The organism is Delftia sp. NA_296.1, assembly GCF_052692095.1.
This window is the reverse complement of sequence record NZ_JBQZGF010000001.1, coordinates 57,335-70,903: the sequence shown is the minus strand read 5'-3', so window position 1 is coordinate 70,903 and position 13,569 is coordinate 57,335. Positions and strand designations below refer to the sequence as shown.

General features: G+C 61.8%; 25 protein-coding genes. All 25 read left to right on the top strand.

The window, feature by feature from the left end; genetic code table 11:
* Window positions 1-4 precede the first annotated feature (4 nt).
* Complete coding sequence (locus ACUTR7_RS00340) at window positions 5-493, top strand: hypothetical protein (RefSeq protein ID WP_445607810.1); 489 nt, start codon at window positions 5-7, stop codon at window positions 491-493.
* 11 nt (window positions 494-504) lie between these two features.
* Window positions 505-1,002, top strand: a complete 498-nt coding sequence (locus ACUTR7_RS00335) for a hypothetical protein (RefSeq protein ID WP_445607809.1) — start codon at window positions 505-507, stop codon at window positions 1,000-1,002.
* Between the two features lie 707 nt (window positions 1,003-1,709).
* Window positions 1,710-2,090 (top strand): hypothetical protein, encoded by a 381-nt coding sequence (locus ACUTR7_RS00330; protein WP_445607808.1) that lies wholly within the window; start codon window positions 1,710-1,712, stop codon window positions 2,088-2,090.
* An 88-nt stretch (window positions 2,091-2,178) separates the two neighbouring features.
* On the top strand, window positions 2,179-2,400 hold the full coding sequence (locus tag ACUTR7_RS00325) for a hypothetical protein (protein WP_445607807.1): 222 nt from the start codon (window positions 2,179-2,181) through the stop codon (window positions 2,398-2,400).
* A gap of 45 nt (window positions 2,401-2,445) precedes the next feature.
* Complete coding sequence (locus ACUTR7_RS00320) at window positions 2,446-2,679, top strand: hypothetical protein (protein WP_445607806.1); 234 nt, start codon at window positions 2,446-2,448, stop codon at window positions 2,677-2,679.
* Window positions 2,680-2,983: 304 nt separating this feature from the next.
* Window positions 2,984-3,259, top strand: coding sequence for a hypothetical protein (locus ACUTR7_RS00315; protein ID WP_445607805.1), 276 nt, complete (start codon window positions 2,984-2,986; stop codon window positions 3,257-3,259).
* Window positions 3,256-3,552 carry a hypothetical protein gene (locus ACUTR7_RS00310; RefSeq protein WP_445607804.1) on the top strand — a complete coding sequence of 99 codons (297 nt, stop codon included), beginning with the start codon at window positions 3,256-3,258 and terminating at the stop codon, window positions 3,550-3,552. Before ACUTR7_RS00315 ends, ACUTR7_RS00310 begins: the two co-directional genes overlap by 4 nt.
* Window positions 3,542-3,736 carry a hypothetical protein gene (locus ACUTR7_RS00305; RefSeq protein WP_445607803.1) on the top strand — a complete coding sequence of 65 codons (195 nt, stop codon included), beginning with the start codon at window positions 3,542-3,544 and terminating at the stop codon, window positions 3,734-3,736. The genes ACUTR7_RS00310 and ACUTR7_RS00305 overlap by 11 nt, the downstream gene beginning before the upstream one ends.
* A gap of 10 nt (window positions 3,737-3,746) precedes the next feature.
* Window positions 3,747-4,388 carry a hypothetical protein gene (locus ACUTR7_RS00300; RefSeq protein WP_445607802.1) on the top strand — a complete coding sequence of 214 codons (642 nt, stop codon included), beginning with the start codon at window positions 3,747-3,749 and terminating at the stop codon, window positions 4,386-4,388.
* Window positions 4,385-5,065, top strand: a complete 681-nt coding sequence (locus ACUTR7_RS00295; protein WP_445607801.1) for a hypothetical protein — start codon at window positions 4,385-4,387, stop codon at window positions 5,063-5,065. Before ACUTR7_RS00300 ends, ACUTR7_RS00295 begins: the two co-directional genes overlap by 4 nt.
* Entirely contained in the window at window positions 5,053-5,364 is a 312-nt protein-coding gene (locus tag ACUTR7_RS00290) for a hypothetical protein (protein ID WP_445607800.1), read from the top strand. The genes ACUTR7_RS00295 and ACUTR7_RS00290 overlap by 13 nt, the downstream gene beginning before the upstream one ends.
* Window positions 5,361-5,759 carry a hypothetical protein gene (locus ACUTR7_RS00285; RefSeq protein WP_445607799.1) on the top strand — a complete coding sequence of 133 codons (399 nt, stop codon included), beginning with the start codon at window positions 5,361-5,363 and terminating at the stop codon, window positions 5,757-5,759. Before ACUTR7_RS00290 ends, ACUTR7_RS00285 begins: the two co-directional genes overlap by 4 nt.
* On the top strand, window positions 5,756-6,142 hold the full coding sequence (locus ACUTR7_RS00280; protein WP_445607798.1) for a hypothetical protein: 387 nt from the start codon (window positions 5,756-5,758) through the stop codon (window positions 6,140-6,142). Before ACUTR7_RS00285 ends, ACUTR7_RS00280 begins: the two co-directional genes overlap by 4 nt.
* Entirely contained in the window at window positions 6,139-6,528 is a 390-nt protein-coding gene (locus tag ACUTR7_RS00275; protein WP_445607797.1) for a hypothetical protein, read from the top strand. Before ACUTR7_RS00280 ends, ACUTR7_RS00275 begins: the two co-directional genes overlap by 4 nt.
* Window positions 6,529-6,536: 8 nt before the next feature.
* Window positions 6,537-6,737, top strand: a complete 201-nt coding sequence (locus tag ACUTR7_RS00270; protein WP_445607796.1) for a hypothetical protein — start codon at window positions 6,537-6,539, stop codon at window positions 6,735-6,737.
* 224 nt (window positions 6,738-6,961) lie between these two features.
* Window positions 6,962-7,570 (top strand): ERF family protein, encoded by a 609-nt coding sequence (locus ACUTR7_RS00265; protein WP_212646419.1) that lies wholly within the window; start codon window positions 6,962-6,964, stop codon window positions 7,568-7,570.
* Window positions 7,571-7,579: 9 nt separating this feature from the next.
* Window positions 7,580-7,837, top strand: a complete 258-nt coding sequence (locus ACUTR7_RS00260; protein ID WP_445607795.1) for a hypothetical protein — start codon at window positions 7,580-7,582, stop codon at window positions 7,835-7,837.
* Between the two features lie 8 nt (window positions 7,838-7,845).
* Window positions 7,846-8,337 (top strand): hypothetical protein, encoded by a 492-nt coding sequence (locus tag ACUTR7_RS00255; protein WP_445607794.1) that lies wholly within the window; start codon window positions 7,846-7,848, stop codon window positions 8,335-8,337.
* A 167-nt stretch (window positions 8,338-8,504) separates the two neighbouring features.
* Window positions 8,505-10,112, top strand: a complete 1,608-nt coding sequence (locus ACUTR7_RS00250; protein ID WP_445607793.1) for a hypothetical protein — start codon at window positions 8,505-8,507, stop codon at window positions 10,110-10,112.
* 169 nt (window positions 10,113-10,281) lie between these two features.
* Complete coding sequence (locus ACUTR7_RS00245; protein ID WP_445607792.1) at window positions 10,282-10,548, top strand: DUF7220 family protein; 267 nt, start codon at window positions 10,282-10,284, stop codon at window positions 10,546-10,548.
* Between the two features lie 3 nt (window positions 10,549-10,551).
* Window positions 10,552-11,181: a hypothetical protein gene (locus ACUTR7_RS00240; RefSeq protein WP_445607791.1), complete on the top strand. Its 630-nt coding sequence runs from the start codon at window positions 10,552-10,554 to the stop codon at window positions 11,179-11,181.
* Window positions 11,178-11,420 carry a hypothetical protein gene (locus ACUTR7_RS00235; protein ID WP_445607790.1) on the top strand — a complete coding sequence of 81 codons (243 nt, stop codon included), beginning with the start codon at window positions 11,178-11,180 and terminating at the stop codon, window positions 11,418-11,420. The genes ACUTR7_RS00240 and ACUTR7_RS00235 overlap by 4 nt, the downstream gene beginning before the upstream one ends.
* Complete coding sequence (locus ACUTR7_RS00230) at window positions 11,417-11,959, top strand: hypothetical protein (protein ID WP_445607789.1); 543 nt, start codon at window positions 11,417-11,419, stop codon at window positions 11,957-11,959. The genes ACUTR7_RS00235 and ACUTR7_RS00230 overlap by 4 nt, the downstream gene beginning before the upstream one ends.
* A complete protein-coding gene (locus ACUTR7_RS00225) occupies window positions 11,956-12,129 on the top strand; it encodes a hypothetical protein (RefSeq protein WP_445607788.1) in 174 nt (57 codons plus the stop codon). The genes ACUTR7_RS00230 and ACUTR7_RS00225 overlap by 4 nt, the downstream gene beginning before the upstream one ends.
* A 490-nt stretch (window positions 12,130-12,619) precedes the next feature.
* The gene (locus tag ACUTR7_RS00220; protein ID WP_445607787.1) at window positions 12,620-13,546 is read left to right on the top strand and encodes a recombination-associated protein RdgC; all 927 of its coding nucleotides are present in this window, start codon (window positions 12,620-12,622) and stop codon (window positions 13,544-13,546) included.
* Window positions 13,547-13,569 lie beyond the last annotated feature (23 nt).

Sequence of the window (13,569 nt, the reverse complement as noted above, 5' to 3'; positions counted from 1 at the left end):
CTTGATGAAGAAGGCCTTATCTTTTGTCACTCTGATGACTCTTGCGTTTTTCGCCCAAGCGCAATGGATGTACGAGAAGCAAGAAGACAAGATGACCAGCAAGACGGCCTCGATCGCGAGGGTGAAAAGCGTTGGCTCTCTCAGTCTAGACTTTCCTTACCGCGGGACTAACCATGGCTGGATAGAGGTTCGACAGCATCCGACCTATGGACTAGATGTGATCTTCTCGATCGATAAGGGGCAGATCCTCTGCTCGACTTATCAAGGATGCCCCATCCATGTTCGCTTCGATGACGGTGCAGTCATGAAGTTTGAGGGCGTAGGGGCAGCTGATCACGATTCCAAGATCGTGTTCTTGAACAACCCCAAACGGTTCATCTCGGCAGCATCGAAGGCTAAGAAAATTCTGTTGCAAGCCAATCTTTACAAGGCGGGCGCTCCTGTTGTCGAGTTCAAGACAGAGAGTCCCCTGGCCTGGAATACGAAAAAGTAGACGGAGTGGATATGCAAAAGCCAGTCTTTTTGCTTGCGGCAACCCTCTTGGCAGGCGCTTGTTCTGCTGCTCAGTTGAAGGCTGACTCTTTGCTGTGCGAAGGTGAGGAAACTCTACTAGAGCCTGTGAAGCGTGGGTGGAAAGATCTAACTGGAACGGGTGCCTTGAAGACGGCCTCAGCAAGCATAGAGTTTTCCAAATCGATGGCCAGGTCTCATAAGATTCTTGGCGACCTCTCTGTTACGGAAGAGGGCATCCGCCGAGACGTAAGGCGCATGCACGGGTCAAACTTGGCGCAACAGTCTGGGGCGATCACTGAGAGGCAGAGAAATGAGCAGGATCTTGCCGTCTACCAAAAGATCCAGATGACCTGCGCAACATCTGGGGACGTGCCGAAGGCTGTCTCGGTCGTTGAGAGCAAGCCAATCTCTGGGCTTGCCAAGGTTCGCGTCACGATATCCGGCTCTATGGCCGATGTGTGGACATACAGCAGCAACGTTTCGCCTTAGACGCCCACTCCGCCGAGACCAACCGCCCTAGGGCGGTTTTTTTATGCCCATGTGCATGACTGCAACAAGCGGAGAACTTTTTTTGCACCGACTTATGCAAATCTGATTGACATCATCATGCATAACTGCATAATTAACCCATCGCAGCAACAAACGCGAAACGACCTCGGCAAGCGATACGGAGCCGGGAAGCCCGACAGGAAGCAGAGGGCAGGTTGAGCCTCAAGGGGCGCAGCAGTTGCGGCGGCGGGTGTCACGGGATCGGCCTGGCGCTGACTGGTCTTTAACAACAGAGGGCTACAGAGAGATGCGGAATGCGCAGGCTGATGCGCAGCAAGACGAACACAGGCCACGGAAACGTGCGATTCCTGTGCGTAGGTGGTACAGGCGGGCAACAAGTGACACCGCGCAAGCATGGGATCAGTGCCACACCATATGCCGGGGATCAGCACCGGCCCGCATCTCTCTGTAGCTCTCAAAGAAGGATGAACAGGCCGCAAGGCCCTGCCCCGTGGATCTGTCGGCAGAAGCAAAAGACAGGTGGCGCGAGAACCAACACTCGCGAGCCGGGCCCAGCTGGGGCTAGATCAAAAACGCGTGCTGGAGCCGGGAGACCGGGAGAAGTCAGCCGTCCACCCTGAACGACATCAGGGGAAAGACCAAAGCGCATTCGCCGAGTGCGCTTCGTTTTTTCAGAAAGGGAAATCATGAAAGAAACACTGGCCGCCCAGATCGCGCAGCTGACCATGAAGCGCGAGCAGAACAAGCTGGAGCTCTTCGAGAAAGAGGCGCTTCGGCTGCGCAACAAGGAGCTGTTCTTTGTGCATGGGGAATCGATCCCTGTGGAGCAGCGAATAGCGCTGGACAGCGAGATTGCGCACCTCGAAGCCGACCGGCAACGCACGAAGGTGGAGCTGCTCAAGCTGAAGAGGCAGGCCATGGAAGTGCGCGAGACGAAGCTGATCAGCTGCTTGATGGAGTCGCTGACAGCCCACGGTCTGCAGAGCGAGATCGACAAGGCGCGCGCTGCAGCTGATGACGCGCTGGCCCACGCTGGGCTGTTCGAGGCCTACAGAGCAAATCTATGACCGCCCGCCCCTGGCGCACAGGGGCAGAACCAAAGGCGCCATGACACGTTGCGGCGCCTTTGGTTTTTCAACACAGGAGCGTCGAAGCATGGAATTCGTAATCGAGAAAGACATTCCTCTGCGCGGCAAGGAGACCTTCAGGAAGCCTGGCGTGCAGAAGAAGATTGCAGAAATGGCGAGCGGAGACTCGGTGCGTTTGGAGCGCAACCAAGTCGGCTATGTGCGCAACTGCATCTACAAGATCGGCCTGAAAGAGGCCTACACCATTCGCAAACAAGACGACGGCAGCTACCGCATGTGGCGCCTGTGACCCCCTCCCCCGGCTCGTAGCCGGGGCACACCAAGGAGATGAGAGATGAAGCCAGAGGACGTCATGCGCCATGCAGCGATCAGGCGCGCCCAGGTCGAGAAAGCCATGTCGGGCATGGAGCGCCGGATGAAGACGGACCCATCCCCGTATTGGCGCTCGATCATCGAGTCGAATCACAAGGGAGCGCAGGCCACCCTGCTGGCCATAAAAGAGCACGGGGAGCGGTTCATGCGCGGCGAGCTTGGGGCTGAGCAAGACCTCATTGACCTGCTCGCCTGATCCCCCGCCCTGGCAAGCCCAGGGCCCATCACATCTGCAACTGGGTCCCTCGGGATAGTGCTGCAGCTCTGCCGGTTGCAGTTGTGATGGTTTTCCAGCCGCGCGCTTCCCACCGCCCAGCAAGTCGGATGCTGGGATTGAAGCGCGAACACGGCTCTCTTTTCAGCCGGGTCCTGGGGGACTATCTCCTCCCTCCCCTTCCAACTCCCCAGGCGTGCCCATCCGGGCGCCGGCTCTTTCCATCGGCCCGCAGCTTCACCGCTCCGGGCCTTTTTCATTGGCCTGCGGGCCGCAAGGAGGCTTCATGCAAGACAAGCACACCCCGGGACCGTGGAATTTCGAAGAAGAGGAAGGCTTCTGTTCGCAGATTGATGGAGCGGATGGGAGCGTTATTTGCTGCTTCGATGAAGACCCGAAGCCCGCAGATATTTGCCTGATGGCTGCGTCGCCAGAGCTTCTGGAGGCAGCAATAGCGGTTCTCGAAGATGTGATGAACATCGACAACGACCACAGCCTGTCTCCTGCGGTAGGGCGAAAGCTGCGTGTCGCAATCGCCAACGCGACCAGGGGTGAACCATGAACGCCCGCCCCCCATGCCTCGCAAGCCAGGATGCTGATGCTCTGGCCGCGTGCCAGGGCGAGTACGACGCAGAGGACTCGTTCCTGGACGCATACGTGCAGATCCACTACGGGCCTGATTACGCGCCTGAGTTCGTGATCGAAGCGATGAAAGAGATCCCCTTCGCGCTGGCAAAAGTCATCGCCGAACTGAAGGACTACACGGCCCAGGGAGAGGCCATTGAGAAGTGGCTGAGCAAGTACGCATACCAGTGCGCGCGCCGAAATATCGCGGAGGCCCGCAATGCTGCCTGACGCCGCAACCGTAGCCCGCCACCCCGCGCTGGCCGAGTTCCGGCTGATTGAGCTTGAGGCCCGCTGCGCAACTCTCGAAGCCGCGCTGCAGCGCCAGTTCTCTGAGCCGATGCCGCCCGAGCTGGTCCGCGCCGCCCTCGCAACCCAACCCCAGGCGCTGGAGTTCAGCGCCGATGCCATTTGAGGACGATTCCATGAGCAAAGACATGAGCGATGCGGAAGCAAACCAGCGCTATTACCAGGGCAACAGCGTTTCCTTTCTCAAGCAGAGGGTGAATGCCTACGGCGCCGCCATTGATCGCGCTTTTGCAGCGCTTCTCGAAGCTGGCTACCAGCCGGATGGCAAGTCCGAGCTGGCCGAGTTGATTCGCGCCGCGCTGGCCGCAAAACCTGTAGCGCCCATTGGCTGGCGCACTGTCATCGACAACCACTGCGACAGGCTGCTTGACACGGAGCCTTCGAGCTACGACAGCCAGGGATACAGAGACTTCGCCCGCTCTGTACTGGATAGCGTTGCTGATGAACTGGCCGCCCTGGAGGCTGATCCAGCCACGAAGCGCCAGGAGGCGGAAGCAATCAAATCCGAGTTTCTGGAGCGAACAGGCCAGTACCTGACCAACGACGCCAGCCGGGAGGCTTGCATTGCAGAGGCCGTGGCAGCCGAGCGCGAGGCCGCCGCACCATATGTCGGGGATGCCATACGTTACCGCCTGCTGAGACGCGGACAGCACTGGAGCGTCATCGACTGGAAGGGCGATGTCCTGCGCGGCGATGAACTGGACCTCGCTATTGACTCCAAGAACGAAGACAAAGCAGCCGCCAAGGAGTGCTCATGAAAGAACGACCAATTCTGTTTTCGGGGCCCATGGTCCGAGCGATTCTTGCATCAACCAAGTCTCAGACGCGCCGGATCTGCAAGCCAGCGATGGCCCACAACTTGAGCCACGTTGTCGAAGTGCCAGACCCGCAGGAGCGCGGCCAGATTTACAACGGGACCACCTTCGGCGATGAAGAGGGCAGCATCCAGTTCACGTCGCCCTATGGAGGCGTGCGCGACAGGCTCTGGGTGCGCGAGTCGCATTGGTGGTTCAAGGACGAATGCGACCACGAGACGGGCTACTACCCGCCAGCCCTGACCGCCGATGACGTGGAATACAGGGCCGACGGTGAAAGCAAACGGCACGGCTGGCGCCCCAGCATCCACATGCCGCGATGGGCCAGCCGCATCACGCTGGAGATCACTGGCGTGCGCGTGGAGCGCCTGCAGGACATAAACCAAGCCGACGCGCAGGCAGAGGGCGCGCCGCCCGGCCATCCCAGCATCGACCAGATTTCCCGCGAGTTCGGCTACCCCGATTTCCCGCGATCCTGGTATGCGCAGCTGTGGGAAGAGATCAACGGCCCCGGCTCCTGGGCCCAGAACCCCTGGGTCTGGGTAGTCGAGTTCAAGCGTGTTCAGCAGGCCTCCTCCGGGAGGCCTTCTCAATTGGAGGACGCCCCATGCAGCGCGTGACCCCGGCCGAGCCCTTCAACCCCGATCCCGACGCCCGCTACCTGCGCGAGTGCTCGCGGCCCGGGCCTGTCCACGAGCCGGAAGCCGATGGCGTGCCCGGCGGCTGGCTGCTGATGGTGCTGAGCGCCCTGCTCCTGCTGGCCCTCACCGGCTGCGCTGATGCCGGCGCACAGGAGCCACAGCCCACGCCAACGGCCCAAGACGTCAAGCGCGCGGCTGCAGGCAAGTGGCTGTGCCCTGGGATGCACGCCGAATGGATCAGCAATACAGAGGTCCAGTGCCTCAAGGAGAAATCGTGAACGAAAAATTCAAGATCACCGAGAAGGTGATGAGCCTTATCACCAGCCTGATGGACGCCGGCTTCTCTGGTGAAGCCCGTCTGACGAACACGTACTGCACCGGCGCGCGCGAGATCCTGGGCACCTCGTACTCGATGGAACTCACTGGGTTCAGCAAAGAAACCCTTTGCGTGGCAGAGGACGAGGCCGGGAACATTGTCCTTGTCGGTAGATATGCCGAGGCGGACCGTCAGCCGGAGTTCTCCGTCAAGGACATTGTCCAAGTCGCATACGACATGTACAGGGCCTACAAGGGCCGCGGATACAGCATGCCCAGCGAGTTCCAGGCTTTGTTCGTGGAACACGGCCTCATATCCAAGAGAGTTCGGACCGTCGAAGAGTGGGAGGAATCATGAAGAAAGAGCACCCGCACGCGCAAGTGCTGCGCTGGATCGCAGATGGGGAGAACGTGGAGGTTGATGCCGAGCGCTGGACTACGCTGGGGCTCCGCCCAGATCAGTTCCTCATCAGCCTCATCCGAGGCGGACTGTCGAGCAGTTGGCAGTTTCGTATCAAGCCCAAGACCATCACGGTAGGAGACCGCGAGATCGAGGCTCCAGTGATGAGCGGCCCGGGGTACTACATCACGGATCACGGCACCGTCTACCGCTGGTTCGATGAGCCGGGCCTCAATCCTCAAATTGACCTGCAAAAGCTCGGCCGGGTCTTCGCCACCGAAGAAGCCGCGCGCGCAGCACAGGAAGCAATCACAGCACTGTTGACCAAGGAGCCGTCATGAGCGAAGCGATCAACTCCAGGCCCGGGCCTTGGCTTTCGGAAGGAAATTGGACCTACACGCTGCAACACGCAGGCTGGAGGCGCGGAGAGGAGCAGTTTGAAAACCGTCTTTTCGCCCAGGTTCAGCCCGGGCGGAACAGCAGTCTTGCTGAAGCCAACCCCATAGCCAGCCTATTCGCCGAGGCTGGCAACGTGTTCCACGAAACCGGCCTGACGCCGCACCAGCTGGTGGAGCAGCGGGATGCGCTGGCGGAGGCGCTTGAGGGATGCGCGCAAGACCTGCGCGACGTCACGCGACATTTCAACCCGCACCCGGAATCAGTGATAGGGAAGAACCTCGCAAAAGCCAGCGCAGCCCTGGACCTGGTGAAAGGAGCAACCCCATGAGCGCAGACATGCCCACATACGCAGAGCTGCAGGCAGAGATCGCCCAGCTAAAAGTCGTCTGCGAGGCAGCACGCGGCATGAGCAAGCTCTACGGGCAGCTTTGGGATCTGGAGGATGGCTACGGCATGTTGACCCCTGAGGCTGTCCAGAAGTACGACAAGGCCCACGAAGTCCTCGACTCTGCATTGACCAGCTTGGAGGCTCCATGAAACACCTCTTCTACGCATTCCTGTGGTCCGGCATCAGGGCGCTGACGCTGGCCGTGGCCGCTTTCAACTCAGGCGCCTTCTAGCGCAACCGAGGCACCCATGAGCGACGAACAACGCGAGCAAGCGATCCAGCAATGGATCACCGAATACGGCGTTTCGCGACAGACAGCGGAATGGTACGTGGACACATACGGCGACGAGGAAGCCGCCTTCTAGGAGAAATCATGCAAGCAATTTCGGCAGCGCTGGTCAAGGCCCAGAAGGAGTTCGGCCCTGCGCTCAAGACCAGCCAAAACCCCCATTTCCGCAGCAAGTACGCGGACCTGAGTGCGTGCGTTGAAGCCGTGATCGACGGCCTCAACAACAACGGGATCATGCTGATGCAGCCGTGCCATGAAGACCCGAGCGGAGTGACCGTGGAGACGCTGTTCATCCACGAATCTGGCGAGCAAATTAGCGCTGGGAAGCTGCATGTCCCGGCGTCCAAGCAGGACCCCCAAGGCTACGGCTCGGCACTGACCTACGCGCGCCGGTACGGGCTTATGGCGGCATGCGGTATAGCGCCGGAAGACGACGATGGCAACGCGGCTTCCAAGAAGCCAGCGCCGCGTCACAAGCCAACTGATGGCGCCTTGGTGTCTGCAGAGCGCATGGCTGTATGTGACAGCGTTGTCCGGGCCATTAATGAGCGCATGGACGCCAACGACGTGCATGGCGCCTACGGCGAGTTGGTGGGCATCACCGATCCAGAGGAGAAGACATACCTCTGGCCCAAGCTGGACTCTAAGACACGCAGCAGCCTCAAGGCCCACGCTCAATCCATCAAAAACTGAGAGATCACCATGGCACGCAAATTCGAAGTCACTGCCGTCACAGGAAAATACACAGACGGCAACGGGCAGGAAAAGAACCGTTACCTCACCATCGGTGCGGTCATTGAAGGCCGCAACGGCCTGATGCTCAAGCTCGAAGCCGTGCCGGTCGGCTGGGATGGCTGGGCATACCTCAACGAGCCGAAGCAGCGCGATAGCCAGCAAAGTCCGCCTGCGCGACAAAGCCGCAACGAGTACCAAGACGGCAGGGATGACATCCCTTACTAGAGGCAATCATGGAACTCAACAGAGCCCAGCGCCGCGCGGCAAAGAAACAGCGGCGCCCTGTACGGGGTGCTGGGCACATCCAGTTGCCCATCAACATCCGTTTCGGCAAGGCAGACGAGACGCAGCTACAACTTGTGCCGCTCGGGCTAGCTACAACGCTGATCGAAGGAACAGCCGATGAAACGACGTGGCACACGCTGACGCTGCGGATCAACTGGGGCAGGTTTCTGGCGAGCGACCATTTCCCGGAAGCCGAGCCCGCCATGGTGGCCGCCCAGGACGCCATGCGCTCCATCAGCGCGCGCCACGACCGCGCCGACACCTGGGGCGCGTCAAAGCCAGAGTACGACGCGATCTACGAAGCGCTGCGCATCTGCAATGAGATGCAGCAGCAGTGCACGCGGCGGGAACTGCGTGACGCACTGGAGCGGGTCTACGCAGCGAACGAGTACCACCACAAGGTGACAGCGATCAAGAACCGGCTCGACGCCAGCGCCTGATACTCCCCTCCCCCGAAGCCCTCCCGGTATGCCGCGAGGGCTTTCCTGTTTCTGCCCCATGACCCCGACCCCACCCCAGGCCGCGTGCCCGCTGCTGCTGCAGCGCGCAGGCCACGTCATCAACACCACCAAAGCGCTCTGGCGCATCACCACCTGAGAGGCACCACATGCACGACAACATCTCGACAGCGCTGATCACAGCGTTTGAACAGCACTACGACACACGATGGGACGATGCTCAGCTGCGCAATGAGCGCCTGGCGTGGCGTGCGGCGTGGAATGCGGCTCAGGCAGCTCCTGTGACGCCCCAGGGCGAATGGCGCATCGACACATCAGCCGGCCGCGAGATCCTTGTCTACAAGAACTGCAGCGTGATCGAAGACGCGGACGCACGCTACGTGCTCTCTCTGATTGCAGCGGCGTCTCAGCCTGCCGCTGTGGCGCCCTTCGGCTACGTCAACACGTACACCGGCCAATTCCTATACGACGTTGAACCGTGCTGCAAGGACAACGAAGGCCATTGGCGCACTGTTTACCTGCAGCCGGCCACTGTATCGCCCCGGAGCGAATACCCGCCGCTGCCTGAGCACGATGCATCGTCCATTGGAATCGGCTTGCTGTGGGGCCGCGACAAGATGCACGCCTACTTCGACCTGGGCCGCCAGCCCGTGGCAGCGCCCGCCCTGGAAGCGCCTGCAGCCCCGGCCCTGGACGCCAAGGCCATTGCCGTCGACGTGTGCCAGCGCGTGGCCGACATGGATGACCGGAGTAGCCCTGCTGACTGGCCAGAGGCCATGCTTGTGACAGGCCCTGAGCTGGTCGAGATTGTCGAGGGCGAGATAGCGCAGGCCATGGCCAACGCTGTGGCAGCACCCATCATGCCGACTGCGCTGCACGTAGCGGCCCGGTACTGGCAATGGCTGGAAATCATGGGGCGGCTGACTTCGTTCTCCACGTTTGTGAACGAGTTTGGCTACGAAAAAGAGGACTGCAAGCAGGTCTATGAGCAGGTGGTGCTGCCGTGCTTCGCTCTGCTGGCAGCAGCGCCCCAGGCCCAGGCCAGCGCGCCGGATTGGTGGCGCAAGCGCGCCGACGAGATCGAGGCGCAGGTGGCCACCACCGGCAGCAGCGACGCCATGCGCTGCTACACCGACATGCGCACGCTTCTGCAATCGGCAGCAGCGCCCCAGGCACCTGCTGCGCCCAGGGAGTTCCAGCAGCGCGTGCAGCCCTGGCTGATGGAATGCTTCGGCCCGGCTATCAGCAACGACAAGCAGGAGCGCAACCATCGTTTCCTAGAGGAGGCGCTGGAGACCGTCCAAGCCGGCGGCTGCACAGCCAGCGAGGCGCACCAGCTCGTGGACTATGTGTTTGGCCGCCCGGTGGGCGAGTTGGGCCAGGAGGTTGGCGGCGCAATGACGACCCTGGCAGCCCTGTGCCTGGCCAACGGTATCGACATGCACGCAGAGGCCGAGAAGGAGCTGGCGCGCGTCTGGACGATGGTGGAGAAGATCCGCGCGAAGCAGGCCGCCAAGCCGAAGCACTCCCCTTTGCCGGCAGCACCTGCTGCGCCTGCAGTGGATGCCAGCAGCGACACGGCCCTGTTGGATGCCATGCAGCGGCACCGCATCGCGCTCGTGCCCGAGTTCGAGGGTCCTTGGGACGCTGAGATCTTCAACGATGAAGCGGAGGCGCACCCCATCGCCAGCGGCAACACCCCGCGCGAAGCCCTGCGCGCCGCTCTCGCAGCCCAGGCCAAGGAAGGCGGTGCGTGATGCGAGTACGAACTGTTGAGCACGATCCAGGCGATGGCTGGATCGCCCGCGACCCCGCCACAGGCCTTGAAATTTGGCCCAACTTCCGCTGGGCAAGCCGATCTGTAGCGCGGGCTGTAGTTGCTGAAGCACGGGCAATCGCAGCCCAGGCAGCAGCCAAGGGGGAGTGATGGAGCAGACAAAGCTCGGCTCGTTCATCGAGGCATGCATCAACACGGCAATCGGGTTTCTGGTCACGCTGGCACTCACGCCAGTCGTGTACCCGCTGTTCGGGCACGCCTTCACCCTGTCCCAGAACCTGGGCATTTCCGCAATCTTCACTGTCGTGAGCATCGCCCGCGGCTACGTGATCCGCCGTTGGGCCAACGCCCGCATTCGACGCGCGGCCTATCGCCTCGCTCGAGCACAGCGCCCCACTGGGCACAAGGAGAGCTGACACATGACCAATGCACTGAATGGCGCGGGCGCGTCCCTGCGCGACACGAAGATCCTGATCCCCGAAATCCCAGGAGAGTGGACGCAGCGCACGCGCAGCGGCAGCACTCAGGTCTGGAACGATCCGTGGCACAAGACTGGCTTGCCGGAAGTGCGGATGGAGCCGCCCACCAAGGGACTGTTCGCAGACCGCATCGACGGCGCCTGGTACTGGGTGTGCGCCTGCGAAAAATGCCTGGGAACCGACAAGTCCTACAACTACTCCCCATGCGAGGCGCACGACCGCTGCGTGACATGCAATTGCACCCGAGCCGACCTGACAGAGGCTCCGTGGGGCGTGCAAGGCGGCTGGCGGTGCAAGCCCTGCCAGGATCGCCTGGACGCTGCCCGGAAAGCTGAAGCGCTCGCAGCCGCCGAGGCGAAGGGTCACAGCGAGGACGATTGCGTCTACACCAGCGACATCATCTGCCCGTACTGCGCCACCAAGCAAAACAGCGATGACCGCCACGAATCGGCGCATGGCCTCGAATGTGACACATGCGGCGGAAAGTTCGACTTGGAGGTGGAGTGGTCGCCGAGCTACACGACGACCAAGGCGCGCGCCCAGGCGCAGCAGAAAGGACCTGCATCGTGAACATCACCGCCATCAACGTCTTCATCGAAGTGGACGGCAAGCAGACCATGGCCTTTATTGGCAAGGAGCAGGCGGAGCTGTTCGTCCGCATGCTGCCCAGCTTCCAAGGTGGCCATCCCAACGCTCCGAAGCTCTACACCCTGCCGGCGAGCGTTGCCGCGCCACTGGAGAAGACGCGCGCCGCACTGTACGACTGCCTGATGAAGCCCAAGGCAGCCGAGAAAGGACAGACCCCGTGACCACAGCACCAACACCCTCCCGGGCCGATGCGCTCATCCGAGAGCACCGCGAAAACATGACCATAAGCTCCTGGGCCTCGGATGCAGTCGATGAGCTGGGGCGCCTGCAGGCAGCCGAACGCACGCTGCAGCGCCTGGGCTACCAGGACCGTGGCGGACAGGAGTGGGCGCCACCCATAGGCCAAGCACCAGACTTTGATCTGATCGACAGCCTGCGCTCCCGCATCGCAGAGCTGGAAGCGAGTAAGAACGCGCGTATCCACAAACTCGAAATGCAGGCCCTGGACCTCGCGTCCGAGAACAGCATCCTCAAGCGCCAAGAGCAGGCAGAGCTGGAGGTGCGCAAGCCGCTGCCGCTGCCGCTGCCGCTGAGCGATGACGACCGCCTGCGGCTGCGCTCAGATGTCGCCCGCGCGATCTGGGATGTCATGCGCGAGCATGAGGACCGGTGCGGCCACGCGCTCGAAGACGTGGAGCCAAAGCACCAGGTCTGGGACTGCGCTGATGCAGCTATCCGAGCCATGAAGGACAAGCCATGACCCAATTCCTAGCCGTCATCGGCGCCTGCTTCATCGTCGCCATGGTCATCGGCGCAGTTGTGCCGGGCATGAACTTCCATGTCGTCTTTGCGGGCGATGAGGCCGCTCAGAAGTGGCATCAACGACTTGCCTCCGAGCTTCAAGCACGCATCCAGGAGAAGCAGCGATGAGCCGTAGAGCCCGCGAGCGCGGCGACAAGCGCGACAGGTGGCAAGAGCCACAGGACCAGCAACCAGAGCCCGCACCAGCGGGTTCTTTCATTTGAGGGGATGAGGATGGACAGAGAACTGCTGGACGAGGACGGCGAAAACCAGGCCGTCCGCATGTTTCTGATGGCCTACGGGGAGCCAGGCCTCACTGTGGCGAGGATGAGGCGCCACATGGAGTTAGCGGGATGGCCCCAGGCGCCGGAATGGGCGCTCAAGCCCGAGGCTCAGGGACATCTGACAAAGGCCGGCGCTCAGGACTGGCTGCGCCATCTATTCAGCCTGGAGGCATCCAGTCCCGGCGAACGACTGGCATTCGAGGCTAGCTACCGAATGCGCCATGACTCGCGCCTGTACTGCGAATCCGAATGGAGAGGGTGGCAAGCCCGTGCTGCCCTGGCCTCGGCCCAACAACCCCAGCCCCGCTAGTCGGGGGTTTTCTTCGGATACCCACATGTTCAAAAATCTGATCATCTACCGCATTTCGGCCTCCTGGGTCGCTGACTTCGCCGCACTGGAAGCAGCCCTTGCAAAGTCCCCGTTCGCTGAATGCGGCCCTACCCAGGAGCGCAGTGCCGGCTGGGTGCCGCCCCGTGGCGAAGAACACGGCGCCCTCGCGGAGAACATCGGCGGTCAGTGGATCTGCCGCTTCATGACCGAGGCCAAGATGCTGCCAGCCAGCGTGCTCAACCGCCGCGTCAACGAAAAGGCTGCCCACATCGAGGCCACCGAAGGCCGCAAGCCCGGCAAGAAGGAAAAGAAGGAACTCAAGGACGAGGCCAAGCTGGACCTGCTGCCCATGGCCTTCACCAAGCAGGGCTCCATGTGGGTGTGGCTGGACCCGCAGGCCCGCACCCTGGTGCTGGACACCGGCAGCCAGGCGCGCGCCGACGAGGTGGTCAGCTCGCTGGTGGAGGGGTTGCCAGGGTTCGCGCTCGCGCTACTGGACACCCAGACAAGCCCTCAGGCGGCAATGGCGCACTGGTTGAACTCGCAGGAGGCGCCGGCTGGTTTCAGCGTGGACCGCGAATGCGAGCTGAAGTCCTGCGACGAGTCCAAATCGGTTGTCCGGTACGGGCGGCACCCGCTGGACATCGAGGAGGTCAAGCAGCACATCCAGCACGGGAAGCTCCCAACCCGAGTGGCTATGACCTGGGATGACAGGGTGAGCTTCGTACTGACCGCAGGCCTGCAGCTGCGCAAGGTAGCAATGCTGGATGCCGTGATGGAAGGCCAGTCGCAGGACGACAGAGGCTTCGATGCCGATGTGGCGATTGCCACGGGCGAGCTATCCAAGCTCATCCCAGACCTGATTGAAGCGCTGGGCGGCGAAGGGCGCACAGGCCTGGGCCAGCAGCTGCCGGCATCGCTCGGAAGCTGAACCAATCGTAGAACACAGCCCCT

Bases quoted from the DNA above. Each gene is read 5' to 3' on its own strand.
- ACUTR7_RS00335 (WP_445607809.1), top strand. From the start codon at position 505: ATGCAAAAGCCAGTCTTTTTGCTTGCGGCAACCCTCTTGGCAGGCGCT.
- ACUTR7_RS00305 (WP_445607803.1), top strand. From the start codon at position 3,542: ATGCTGCCTGACGCCGCAACCGTAGCCCGCCACCCCGCGCTGGCCGAG.
- ACUTR7_RS00265 (WP_212646419.1), top strand. From the start codon at position 6,962: ATGCAAGCAATTTCGGCAGCGCTGGTCAAGGCCCAGAAGGAGTTCGGC.
- ACUTR7_RS00240 (WP_445607791.1), top strand. From the start codon at position 10,552: ATGACCAATGCACTGAATGGCGCGGGCGCGTCCCTGCGCGACACGAAG.
- ACUTR7_RS00340 (WP_445607810.1), top strand. From the start codon at position 5: ATGAAGAAGGCCTTATCTTTTGTCACTCTGATGACTCTTGCGTTTTTC.
- ACUTR7_RS00295 (WP_445607801.1), top strand. From the start codon at position 4,385: ATGAAAGAACGACCAATTCTGTTTTCGGGGCCCATGGTCCGAGCGATT.
- ACUTR7_RS00310 (WP_445607804.1), top strand. From the start codon at position 3,256: ATGAACGCCCGCCCCCCATGCCTCGCAAGCCAGGATGCTGATGCTCTG.
- ACUTR7_RS00255 (WP_445607794.1), top strand. From the start codon at position 7,846: ATGGAACTCAACAGAGCCCAGCGCCGCGCGGCAAAGAAACAGCGGCGC.
- ACUTR7_RS00225 (WP_445607788.1), top strand. From the start codon at position 11,956: ATGACCCAATTCCTAGCCGTCATCGGCGCCTGCTTCATCGTCGCCATG.
- ACUTR7_RS00315 (WP_445607805.1), top strand. From the start codon at position 2,984: ATGCAAGACAAGCACACCCCGGGACCGTGGAATTTCGAAGAAGAGGAA.
- ACUTR7_RS00300 (WP_445607802.1), top strand. From the start codon at position 3,747: ATGAGCAAAGACATGAGCGATGCGGAAGCAAACCAGCGCTATTACCAG.
- ACUTR7_RS00325 (WP_445607807.1), top strand. From the start codon at position 2,179: ATGGAATTCGTAATCGAGAAAGACATTCCTCTGCGCGGCAAGGAGACC.
- ACUTR7_RS00250 (WP_445607793.1), top strand. From the start codon at position 8,505: ATGCACGACAACATCTCGACAGCGCTGATCACAGCGTTTGAACAGCAC.
- ACUTR7_RS00280 (WP_445607798.1), top strand. From the start codon at position 5,756: ATGAAGAAAGAGCACCCGCACGCGCAAGTGCTGCGCTGGATCGCAGAT.
- ACUTR7_RS00245 (WP_445607792.1), top strand. From the start codon at position 10,282: ATGGAGCAGACAAAGCTCGGCTCGTTCATCGAGGCATGCATCAACACG.
- ACUTR7_RS00220 (WP_445607787.1), top strand. From the start codon at position 12,620: ATGTTCAAAAATCTGATCATCTACCGCATTTCGGCCTCCTGGGTCGCT.
- ACUTR7_RS00260 (WP_445607795.1), top strand. From the start codon at position 7,580: ATGGCACGCAAATTCGAAGTCACTGCCGTCACAGGAAAATACACAGAC.
- ACUTR7_RS00270 (WP_445607796.1), top strand. From the start codon at position 6,537: ATGCCCACATACGCAGAGCTGCAGGCAGAGATCGCCCAGCTAAAAGTC.
- ACUTR7_RS00320 (WP_445607806.1), top strand. From the start codon at position 2,446: ATGAAGCCAGAGGACGTCATGCGCCATGCAGCGATCAGGCGCGCCCAG.
- ACUTR7_RS00330 (WP_445607808.1), top strand. From the start codon at position 1,710: ATGAAAGAAACACTGGCCGCCCAGATCGCGCAGCTGACCATGAAGCGC.
- ACUTR7_RS00275 (WP_445607797.1), top strand. From the start codon at position 6,139: ATGAGCGAAGCGATCAACTCCAGGCCCGGGCCTTGGCTTTCGGAAGGA.
- ACUTR7_RS00290 (WP_445607800.1), top strand. From the start codon at position 5,053: ATGCAGCGCGTGACCCCGGCCGAGCCCTTCAACCCCGATCCCGACGCC.